This window comes from Mesorhizobium sp. P2_E6 (assembly GCF_056403835.1).
The window spans coordinates 209645-220278 of the sequence record NZ_JBFUEQ010000012.1; the positions used below are offsets into that span (position 1 = coordinate 209645).

At 63.8% G+C, this 10634-nt stretch carries 10 protein-coding genes; 6 read left to right on the plus strand and 4 right to left on the minus strand.

The genetic code is table 11. From position 1 onward, the window contains the following. Positions 1-120: 120 nt before the first annotated feature. Entirely contained in the window at positions 121-720 is a 600-nt protein-coding gene (locus tag AC1D08_RS27005) for a hypothetical protein (RefSeq protein WP_457151734.1), read from the plus strand. On the opposite strand, the gene AC1D08_RS27010 is transcribed toward AC1D08_RS27005, so the two are convergent. Beyond that, positions 717-1643: a LysR family transcriptional regulator gene (locus AC1D08_RS27010; protein ID WP_477226393.1), complete on the minus strand. Its 927-nt coding sequence runs from the start codon at positions 1641-1643 to the stop codon at positions 717-719. The genes AC1D08_RS27005 and AC1D08_RS27010 overlap by 4 nt on opposite strands. A 92-nt stretch (positions 1644-1735) precedes the next feature. Here AC1D08_RS27010 and AC1D08_RS27015 point away from each other — a divergent pair, with 92 nt between their 5' ends. Further along, the gene (locus tag AC1D08_RS27015) at positions 1736-2629 is read left to right on the plus strand and encodes a DMT family transporter (protein ID WP_457151732.1); all 894 of its coding nucleotides are present in this window, start codon (positions 1736-1738) and stop codon (positions 2627-2629) included. An 80-nt stretch (positions 2630-2709) separates the two neighbouring features. Here the strand turns inward: AC1D08_RS27015 and mutL are convergent, their stop codons facing one another. Together mutL and AC1D08_RS27025 are read right to left on the minus strand one after the other, a co-directional pair. Then, a complete protein-coding gene (gene mutL, locus AC1D08_RS27020) occupies positions 2710-4593 on the minus strand; it encodes a DNA mismatch repair endonuclease MutL (RefSeq protein ID WP_457151731.1) in 1884 nt (627 codons plus the stop codon). A 59-nt stretch (positions 4594-4652) separates the two neighbouring features. Further along, positions 4653-5615: a GlxA family transcriptional regulator gene (locus tag AC1D08_RS27025; protein ID WP_457152314.1), complete on the minus strand. Its 963-nt coding sequence runs from the start codon at positions 5613-5615 to the stop codon at positions 4653-4655. A 109-nt stretch (positions 5616-5724) separates the two neighbouring features. Between AC1D08_RS27025 and AC1D08_RS27030 the strand changes: the two genes are divergently transcribed. Continuing rightward, on the plus strand, positions 5725-6033 hold the full coding sequence (locus AC1D08_RS27030) for a putative quinol monooxygenase (RefSeq protein WP_457152315.1): 309 nt from the start codon (positions 5725-5727) through the stop codon (positions 6031-6033). A 53-nt stretch (positions 6034-6086) separates the two neighbouring features. On the opposite strand, the gene AC1D08_RS27035 is transcribed toward AC1D08_RS27030, so the two are convergent. Beyond that, positions 6087-6989 carry a LysR substrate-binding domain-containing protein gene (locus AC1D08_RS27035; protein WP_477226399.1) on the minus strand — a complete coding sequence of 301 codons (903 nt, stop codon included), beginning with the start codon at positions 6987-6989 and terminating at the stop codon, positions 6087-6089. Positions 6990-7080: 91 nt separating this feature from the next. Here AC1D08_RS27035 and AC1D08_RS27040 point away from each other — a divergent pair, with 91 nt between their 5' ends. The 3 genes from AC1D08_RS27040 to AC1D08_RS27050 all read left to right on the plus strand — a co-directional run. After that, complete coding sequence (locus tag AC1D08_RS27040; RefSeq protein ID WP_477226400.1) at positions 7081-8631, plus strand: trimethylamine methyltransferase family protein; 1551 nt, start codon at positions 7081-7083, stop codon at positions 8629-8631. 43 nt (positions 8632-8674) lie between these two features. Continuing rightward, positions 8675-10324: an ABC transporter substrate-binding protein gene (locus tag AC1D08_RS27045; RefSeq protein WP_095086675.1), complete on the plus strand. Its 1650-nt coding sequence runs from the start codon at positions 8675-8677 to the stop codon at positions 10322-10324. A gap of 95 nt (positions 10325-10419) precedes the next feature. Next, on the plus strand, positions 10420-10634 hold a 215-nt coding region (locus AC1D08_RS27050; RefSeq protein WP_477424455.1), incomplete at its 3' end, for a B12-binding domain-containing protein.

Here is a 10634-nt window from a genome sequence, read left to right on the forward strand (position 1 = left end):
GGCGCCGAGGTTCATGAGGATTTCATCGCCACAAATTGGCGGCTAGGTCAAGCATGTGACAAGCCTGAGACAATGCTGCCCCCTTAATCTTTCGCGGAAAAATGCTGTTGTCGGGGCACCATGGACATTTCCTCAGTTCGTCTTGCCGCCTTGCTCAGGGAAGCGATGACGCCGCAGGCCGTGCCGTCGGCAAAGGCCGATCCGGTCAAAACGGCACTGGTGAAGGCGCTGGTGGCGCCGCCGGCGCCTTCCGGCGCACCCGTGCGACCCGTGGCGACACCGGCGTTGCCGATGCTGTTGCAGGCGACAGCCGCAAGAGCGCAGCAGACGGCCTCGACCGAAATAATGCAGGCCTATCTGGCGCTCGCGCAACCGGACGACGAAACAGCCGCCGATGCCGCGTCGCTGGGCACTGCAGCGAGGAGACTAACTGACGGTGACGCTGCGCAACGTGGTCTGGCGCCGCCTCTATCAAAGGTCGAGGAGGGCGCCGCCGCAAGGCCGGCGACCTTGCCATGGCTCCCGCTTCTCGCATCTGAGCTGTTGCCGTTACGCCGCACCTCAGCCAGCAATGCCGTGGCCAGGCGAGAACGTGCAACCGCCGGGCCGAGCGAAGCGGCCAGGCCTGAAAACAGGCGGACGAGTGTCGGGCTGATGTCGCTGACTGCCGGGCTGCTGGCGGCGGCGGTCGTCGGGTTCGTTCTGGTGGTGCTGCGCTAACCCTCAGCCTCGATAAAGGCTTCCATCTTTTCCGATGCAAGTCCTGCCTGCACCGCGATACGGCGCGCCAGTTCTGCTGCTGCGGCGCGTGGCCGTCCCATCGGCCGGTCGAGCCAGTAGGACACCGGATTGAGCGCGGTGCGCTCGTCGACGGCGGTGATGCGTCCGGCCTTCAATTGATGCCCGGTCAGGGGTGGTCGCGCCAGCGCGATGCCGAGCCCATAGGCTGCGGCATCGAGCACCAGATTGTAGTCCTCGAAGCGCCGGTCCTGCGGGCGCGGGCGGTAATCCATGCCTTGCGCGGCAAACCATGCACGCCAGGCCGAAGCATCGGAATCGTTGATCAGTGGAAATTTGAGCAGCCGGGCAGGGTCGCCACGGCCGATCTCGCGGGCAAGCTCGGGCGATGCGACGGGAAAAACATGTTCCTCGAAAAGCTGCACCGAGACGCGACCCGGAATGCCGCCGCGTCCACAGCGGATCGACAGATCGATGCCCTCATCGGCAAGGTCGGCCTGACGGATATCGACGTCGAGCACGATGCGCAGCTTGGAGGGATTGTTCTCCAGCGCTGCCATGCGCGGCATCAGCCACAGCCCGCTGACCGAAGGGATCGAGGTCAAGCGCACCACCGCGGTGCCGCGCGGCTCGACCCAGCGGTCGGAATGGGTCGATATCAGCGCGAATGCTTCCGCCGTGCGCAGATGCAGCCTGTTGCCTTCGATCGTCAGCGAGACACCGCGCGCGCCGCGATCGAACACTTTCAGCCCCAGCCAGTCCTCGAGCTTGGCGATCTGCCGGCTGACGGCGCCGTGGGTGATGTTGAGCTTTTCAGCTGCTGCCGAAAAGCTGCCCGTCCGCGCCGCCGCGTCGAAGGCGCGCAGCGTTTCGAGCGGCACCATTGTGTCTGAGCTGTGATCCATAGTCACAGCTGATCCTCGATTTGGTCGTTTGTCAACTGGCCCGAAAAGGCGTTTTCTGCATTTCAGGGCACGAGAATCACGAGGACAGTGAGATGAGCGCAATGACCAGCACGTTGAATCCGACACAACGGATGGACACCACGGCAGCCATCGCGGTGGCGCTCACGGTGGTCGGCTGGGCCTCTGCCTTTCCGGCTATCCGCGCTGGCCTTGCCGCCTTCGGGCCGCTGGAACTCGGCGCGCTGCGCTTTGCCATCGCCGCGGTGCCGGCGGCGATCTTCCTCGCTGTCAAGCGTCCGGCGCTGCCAAGGCTGGATGAGTTGTGGCGCCTGGCCTTTGGCGGCGCCATCTTCGTGGCGCTGTACACGGCAATGCTCAATTTCGGCGAACTGACAGTCTCGGCCGGCGCTGCCGGCTTCATCATCAATGTCAGCCCGATCTTCACCGCCATCATGGCGATGGCGCTGCTTGGCGAACGCTTTTCCGGCATGGCATGGGTCGGCACCGCCATTTCCTTCGCCGGCATCGGCATTATCGCGATTGGCGATGGGGATGGCTTGCATTTCAACGCCGGGGCGCTGCTGGTGCTGGGTTCGGCGCTTTGCTCGGCCGTCAACACCATCGTCCAGAAGCCGCTCTTCGCTCGCCACCACCCGCTGACCATTTCGGCGTCGAACATGATACTTGGCGCTCTCTGCCTGTCGCCCTTCCTGCCGAGCGGCCTCGCGCAGGCAGCGGTCGCCGACGCAGCCGGCCTCGGCGCCGTGATCTTTCTCGGCATCGTGCCCAGCCTGATCGCCTATGCCGCCTGGGCGACCGCGCTGTCGCGCCTGCCGGCCGCACGTGCGTCGAACTTCCTCTATCTGGTTTCGCCCATGTCCGCCCTGATCGGCTTCTTCTGGCTGGGCGAAGTGCCGACACTGCTTGGCATGCTCGGCGGCGCATTGGCGCTGGGCGGTGTGATCGTGGTGAATTTGAAGAGATGAATCAGACAGTTATAAGGATTGCTTGAGTCGAAAAGGGCCGCTGAAAAGTGGCCCTTGTCGTACCTTCCCCGCCAATCCACTTACCGCCTCCCAAACAGCCTCTCGATATCCGCGAGCTTGAGTTCGATATAGGTCGGCCGCCCGTGGTTGCAGGTGCCGGAGCCGGGCGTTGCCTCCATCTGGCGCAGCAGCGCGTTCATCTCCTCGGCCTTGAGCAGGCGGCCGGAGCGTACCGAGCCGTGGCAGGCCATGGTGGCCGCGATCTTGTCCAACCGCTCCTTCAGCGTGTCGACCGTGTCGTTGTCGGCGATCTCGTCGGCAAGGTCGCGCACCAGTTGCTGGACATTGGTCTCGCCCAGCATCGACGGCGTCTCTCGCACCGCGACCGCACCCGGGCCGAAACGCTCGACGCCAAGTCCAAAGCGGGCCAGCGTCTCGGAATGCATCGCCAGCCGTTCGGCGTCTTCTTCCGGCAGGTCGACGATTTCCGGCAGCAACAGCATCTGTGACGGCACGGCGCGCGACTGCAGCGCGTTCTTCAGCGCCTCATAGACCAGCCGCTCATGCGCCGCATGCTGGTCGACGATGATGAGCGAATCCCTGGTCTGCGCGACGATATAGTTCTCATGCACCTGAGCGCGCGCCGCACCCAGCACCGCGCCAAGCAGCGTCTCGGCCGCTTCGCTCTGCCCGGCGCGTGCATCGGCGCTGGCCAGCGGCCCGGCATCGAATGCCGCCTGCTCATTTTCGCGCAAGCCGCGCTGACCGGGGCCCTCGAAACCCGCCCCTTCGAACCCCATGTCGAGCGGCCGCTGCGGCGAGCGCGTCGGATCGAAGCCGGCTGGGCCGGAGGCATGGTAGGATGCTTCATAGCTGCGGTGGCCATTGGCGGGCCCGCCGTGGCCGTAGGATGCCGCACCAGGCCGGAACGCCGCCATCATGCCGGCGGCGCCGGTGGTGGCGGCGCGGATGCCGGCATCCGCGAGTGCTTGCCGGACAGCGCCGACGATCAGCCCGCGCACCAGTCCGGGATCGCGGAAGCGGACATCGGCCTTGGCCGGATGGACGTTGACATCGACGACGGCCGGATCGAGCGTCAGGAACAGCACCGTCACCGCATGGCGGTCGCGCGGCAAGACATCCGCGAAGGCGCCGCGTATGGCGCCGGCAATCAGCTTGTCGCGCACCGGCCTGCCATTGACATAGGCATATTGCTGCAACGCGTTGGCGCGGGTGAAGGACGGGATCGACACGTGACCGGTCAGACGCACGCCTTCGCGCATCGCGTCGATGGCAATGGAATTGTCCGGAAACTCGGCGCCCATCACCTGGGCGACGCGGCGCAGGCTGCCTTCCGGACTGTCGTCCGTCGCCGGCAATTCCAGGGTCGAGCGATCCGAACCCGCCAATGTGAAGCGCACGGCGGGGAAGGCGATGGCGATGCGCTTGACCACGTCGCTGGTAGCCGAGCTCTCCGCGCGCTCACCCTTCATGAATTTCAGTCGGGCGGGCGTGGCGAAGAACAGGTCGCGCACTTCGACCGTGGTGCCGCGGTTGGCTGCCGCCGGTCTGACGGGCAAGACGCGGCCGCCCTCGATGCCGATCTCGGCGGCGCTGTCGCTTGTCGCTGTCCGCGAACGGATCGACAGCCGCGACACCGAGCCGATCGACGGCAGCGCCTCGCCGCGAAAGCCGAGCGAGCGAATGTCGTTGATGTCCGCTGTGAGCTTGGAGGTGCAGTGGCGTGCGATCGCCAGCGCCAGCTCCGGCTCGGGAATGCCGGAGCCGTCATCGGTGACGCGGATCAGGTTCAGCCCGCCGCCGGCGGTGACGATCTCGACACGCGCAGCACCGGCGTCGAGGGCATTCTCGACCAGTTCCTTGACCACGCTTGCCGGACGCTCGATGACTTCGCCGGCGGCGATCTGGTTGATCATCGTTTCGGAAAGCTGGCGAATGGGCATGGATATACTATAGGCGGATTCGGGGGGCGCGGGAGGGGCAATATCGCGAGGGCGGTGGATCAGTGCGCCGCACGGATTTCACGCACGCCCTTGTGCAGCCGCCGACGCAACAGATTGCGCAGCGTCACCCCGTCGACATAGCCGACCTTCGCGGCGATGTCATCGACACTGTCGGATGTGGTCTTCAACAAATGGACAGCCTGCTCGACCCGCAGATCCTGAAAATAGGACAGCGGTGTCTTGCCAAGCACATCGTTGACCCGCCGCGACAGCGTGCGCTTGCTGGCTCCCAGTGCCGCAGCAGCTTCGTCTAGGTTGAAGCCGGCGGCGAGATGGCCGCGCGCCCATCGCTCGAAACGCTCGACCAGCGGGTTCGAATGGGCGAGATGATCCGAGATGGCATAGGCCGACTGCAACGGCCGGCTGTCGACGATCAGATATTTGGCGGTCAGCGCCGCAAGCTCCGGGCTTGTCTGGCGAATGACCATCAGAGCGAGGTCGATGTGGCCGAGTGCTGCTCCGGCGGTTGCGAACTGCCCGTCATTGATCAGCATGCGCGAGGCATCGAGCCGCACTTGCGGGTAACGTTGCCGGAACATCGGTGCCAGCCACCAGGTCGTGGTTGACGGCCGACGGTCGAGCAGACCGGTTTCCGCCAGGATGAAAGTACCGATACAGGCCGCCCCGATGCGCGCGCCGGCATCGGCGGCAGCCCGCAATGCCTTGGTCGCCTTGGCAATGTCGCTTCGCTTCAGCGCCTCGCCAAGCGGGCCGGGCATCTTCTGGCCGATCGCGGGGATCACCAGCCAGTCGGGCTCGGGCTCGCTGCCCATCGAGACGACCGGCACCTGAAGGCCTTGCGCGGTGTGGACCATGTCGCTCACCCCGACAATGGTCACGGCCAAACAGCCGGGCGGGGATGCCAGCATCCCTGCCAGCTCATTGGCGGTGCCGAACACGTCGAGCATCGTGGCCAGCCCGGTGTCGAAGACGCCATCAAGCGCGAGGACGGAAATGTTCATGGCAATAATGATATCAAAGATGTCATTTTTGCCAATACGCTTTCCGGTTCGATGCTGCGACTGTTGTTTCGACGGCCGCCTTGGCCGCACAGCGACAAGGAGAAGACAAATGATCAAACTTGCATTGTTCGCACGCTTCGAAGCCAAGCCCGGCAAGGAGAAGGATGTCGCCGCGTTCCTCAACACCGGGCTGCAACTGGCCAATCAGGAAGCCAGGACCCCGATCTGGTTCGCCCTGCAGCTTTCGCCAAGTGTCTTCGGCGTGTTCGATGCCTTTCACGACGAAGCAGGGCGGCAGGCACATCTCACCGGCGAGATTGCCAAGGCGCTGATGGCCAATGCCGAAACGCTGTTCGTTGGCCCGCCGACCATCGACAAGATCGATGTGCTCGGCCTCAAGAACGACGGCTCGGTCTGATCCTTCAGCATGCGAAACGCAATCCGGTCAAGCGCCGGATTGCGCTGGCGAGCCTACGCCTGCGCCACCAGCCAATCCCTTACCTTGCGCGCATTGTCGCTGAGCTCGCGGTTCTTTGGCCAGATGACGTAGAATCCGATGCCGGTCCTCAGCACATGATCCGTCACCGGCACCAACAGGCCTGATGCCACGAGGCGCTCGACGAGATGCCGCCAGCCGAGCGAGATGCCTTGTCCCTCCATGACCGCCTGAATCACCAAGGCATAATCATTGATGCGCAACCCGCGCTCGGCATTACGGAGGCTGGTTCCGGCCGCGGCGAACCATTCGTCCCAGTTCGGGGCTTCGCGGTAGGGCTCCTCGAGATGGATGAGCCGATGCATGGCAAGTTCGGCGACAGTCTCTGGCAACCCAAACCTCGCCAGATAGCTGGGGCCCGCGACCGGGAAGATCTCCTCGTCTGCAAGCAACAGCGAATGATAGTCCGGCCAGTCGCGCGGCACGCCGCCGCGCACGCCGAGCGGGATGCCCTCGGCGATGATGTCGAGGTCGCGGTCTGCGGTCTGGATACGCAGATCAACGCCCGGCAGTTCGTCGCGGAATTGCTGTAGGCGCGGCATCATCCAGAACGAGCCAAAGGCGGTCGAGGCGGCCAGCGTCACATGGCCGCCGGTCGCCTGCAGGCGCAGATCCTCCGCCGACTTGCGGATATGCGACAGTCCGAGCGAGACGTCGGCGTGGAAGCGCTCGCCGGCCTCCGTCAGGAGAACCTGGCGGTGGCGGCGCTGGAAGAGCTTGGCGCCGAGCTGTTCCTCCAGCCCGCGCACGGCGTAGGATACGGCCGCCTGCGTCATGCCGAGCTCGCGCCCGGCGGCGGTGAAGCTCGACAGCCGGCCGGCCGCCTCGAAGACGATCAGACTGCCGGCGGAGGGCAGCAGGTGGCGCAGGCTTCGCATAAGGAGAGTTTATACAAGAGATCAGGATTTTCCAGCGTCACAGCTATATTCCGTCTCGCTAAGTTGACGGGCTGTTGGAGGGATGAGTGCCATGAATGAACCGGCCGTTGCAGTGACCGAACACGCCAACCGCAGAAGCGGCGGTCGCCTGGGGCGCAAGGCGATACGTGGCGCTCCCATAGCCTCGTTTCCTACGCTGGTGCGCCAGATCCCCGCCTATCAGATGGTGCCTGACGAGGCGGTGGAGTTGATCCACCAGGAATCGCTCTTGATCCTCGAAGAGGTCGGTTGTGAATTCCGCGACGATGAGGCGATCGCCCTGTGGAAGGCCGCCGGAGCCGATGTATCCGAGACGCGCGTCCGCATCGACCGTGCGCTCTTGATGGAGTTGGTCTCGAAGGTCCCGCCGGAATTCACCCTCAATGCTCGCAACCCCGAGCGTACCGTCCGCGTCGGCGGCAAGAATTCCATCTTCGTGCCGATGTATGGCGCGCCCTATGTGCGTGACCTCGACAACAACAGGCGGTACGGTTCGCTCGCCGACCTCAGCAATTTTCACAAGCTCGCCTACATGGCGCCGGCGCTGCACTCGTCGAGCTCGGTCATCTGCGAGCCGATGGAAATTGCGGTGCCCAAGCGTCACCTCCACATCATCCATTCGGCGCTGAAGCACTCCGACAAGCCGTTCATGGGCATCGTCACCTCGAAGGAACGCGCCGAAGACACGATGGCGATGGCCGGCATCGTGTTCGGCGAAGAGTTCGTCCGCGACAACCCGGTGCTGGTGTCGATCACCAATTGCAACTCGCCGCTCGTGTGGGACGCCACCATGCTTGACGCCATGAAGGTCTATGCGCGTAACAACCAGCCGTTGATCCTGGCGCCCTTCGCGCTGTGCGGCGCCTCGACCTCGGCCTCTGCCGTCGGCGCGGTGGCGCAAGTCAATGCAGAAGCACTCGCTGGCGTCGCCTTCACGCAGCTCCTGCGTCCGGGGTCGCCGCAGATCTACGGCCAGTTCATGGTGACGGTCGACATGAAGACCGGGGCGCCGATGGGCGGCACGCCGGAGGCCGCCCAGATGATGTACCTGATGGGCGCGCTGGCCCGGAAATACCGGCTGCCTTGGCGCACGTCCGGCTTCCATGTCGGCTCGAAGCTCAATGACGCCCAGGCCGGCTACGAGGCGAACATGCTGATGCACGCCGCCATCCTCGCCGGCGCCAACTACATCTGGCACTCGGCCGGATGGCTGGAGGCGGGGCTCACCTGCGGCTATTCGAAATTCGCCACCGACTGCGAGCAGCTTATCGGCTGGTACAAATATGCAGGCGGCCTTCCGTTCGACGATTTCAAGGAAGCGATGGCCGCGATCCGCGAGGTGGGGCCGCAGGGCCATTTCCTCGGCACCCAGCACACGCTCGAACATTTCGAGTCCGCTTTCTTCATGCCCACCATCATGGACTTCAATTCGTACGAACAGTGGAAGGCCGAAGGCGCGAAGGACCACGACACGCGCGGCCGCGAGAAGGCGCGCAACATGCTGGCCGACTATGAGGAGCCGAAGCTCGACGAGGGCATCGCCGAGGGTCTCAAGGATTTTATCGCGCGCCGTGAGGAAAAACTGCCGAACAGCGTTAGTTGATGTGACAGGCGAAGACCTGACGGAACAACCAAGGGAGGAAAACATGACGCTCTTCAGAAGCAATGGCGACCGCGTGCCGGGCGCTATCGAGACAATGGCGAAAGAGACGCGTGCAGGCCGCATGGACCGGCGCGAATTCCTGGCGCTGGCCAGCGCCTTCGGCGCGTCGACGGCTTTCGCCTATGGTATGATCGGCCTTGCCGCGCCGACAAAGGCCCTGGCCGATGAACCGAAAAAGGGTGGAACGCTGCATGTCGCGATGTCGGTCAAGGCGCAGAAGGATCCGCGCACCTATGACTGGACCGAGATGGCAAACGTCACCCGTTGTTGGCTGGAGCCGCTCGTCCGCTATACGCACCAGTTCACTTTCGAGCCGGTCCTGCTCGAAAGCTGGGACGTCAATGACGACGCCACCGAATACACCCTGCATCTGCGCAAAGGCATCACCTGGAACAACGGCGATGCCTTCAACGCTGATGACGTGGTCTCCAATCTGAACCGCTGGTGCGAGAAGGGTGCTTCCGGCAATTCCATGGCGGCACGCGTCGGCGCGCTGATCGACACAAAGACCGGCAAGGCCAGGGATGGCGCTATCACCAAGGTCGATGACCTCACGGTCAAGCTGAAGCTGACCGAACCCGACATCGCGATCATACCGGGCTTCACCGACTATCCGGCGCTGGTCGTGCATCGCGACTTCGATAAGGATGGCGCCGACCCGATCAAGAAGCCGATCGGTACCGGACCTTTCGAGTTGGTGTCTTATGCAGTGGGTTCGAAGGCGATCGTCAAGCGTCGCGAGAACGGCAAGTGGTGGGGCGGTGAAACACCGCTCGACGGTGTCGAGTTCATCGACTACGGCACCGACTTCAACGCCACGCTGAATGCCTTCGAATCTGGCGAGATCGACCTCGATTTCGAAACGCCGGCCGACTTCATCGACGCCCTCGACAAGATGGATCTGGTGAAATCGGAGGTCGCGACGGCGACCACGCTCGTTGCCCGCACCAACATCACCCACAAGCCCTATGACGACCAGCGGGTGCGCAATGCGCTGCAGATGGCCGTCGACAACAATGCCGTCATGCAGCTCGGCTACGCCGGGCTCGGCACGGTTGGCGAGAACCACCACGTCGCCCCGATCCATCCCGAATACTATCCGCTGCCCAAGAAGACACGCGATGCCGCCGCCGCCAAGAAGCTGATGGCGGATGCCGGGCAGGCCGACTTCGAGCACGAGCTGATCACCGTCGAGGACGAATGGCAGAAGAACACCGGCGATGCGATCGCCGGCCAATTGCGCGACGCCGGCATCAAGGTGAAGCGTACGGTGCTGCCGGGCTCGACCTTCTGGAACGACTGGACGAAGTATCCGTACTCGATGACCATCTGGTACATGCGGCCGCTGGGCGTCCAGGTGCTGGCGCTCGGCTATCGCTCGGGCGAGGCCTGGAACGAAACGGCCTATGCCAACCCCGATTTCGACGCCAAGCTGAAGCAGGCGCTTTCGCTGGCCGATCCTGCCAAGCGCAAGGAGGTGATGAAGGACGTCGAGCAGATCCTGCAGGATTCCGGCGTCATCATCCAGCCGTTCTGGCAGAAGCTCTACTGCCACATGAGCAAGAAGGTGAAGAACTACGGAATGCACCAGACCTACGAAATGGACTTCCAGAACGTTTGGCTGGACGCCTGATTTAACTCCCGAGACCTACAAGCAAATGCCGCCGGCACCTATGACAAAGGTGCCGGCGGCCCGCAAATCACTGACAAGCAATTGGCGCAGGCAAAATGTCCGACGACGAGATCATCCTTTCCGAACTTTCCGACGACGAGTTGGTGCAGCAGATGCACGACGATCTCTATGACGGGCTGAAGGAAGAGATCGAGGAAGGCACCAACATCCTGCTCGAGCGCGGCTGGGCGCCTTACAAGGTGCTGACCGAAGCGCTGGTCGAAGGCATGCGCATCGTCGGCGAGGATTTTCGCGACGGCATCCTGTTCGT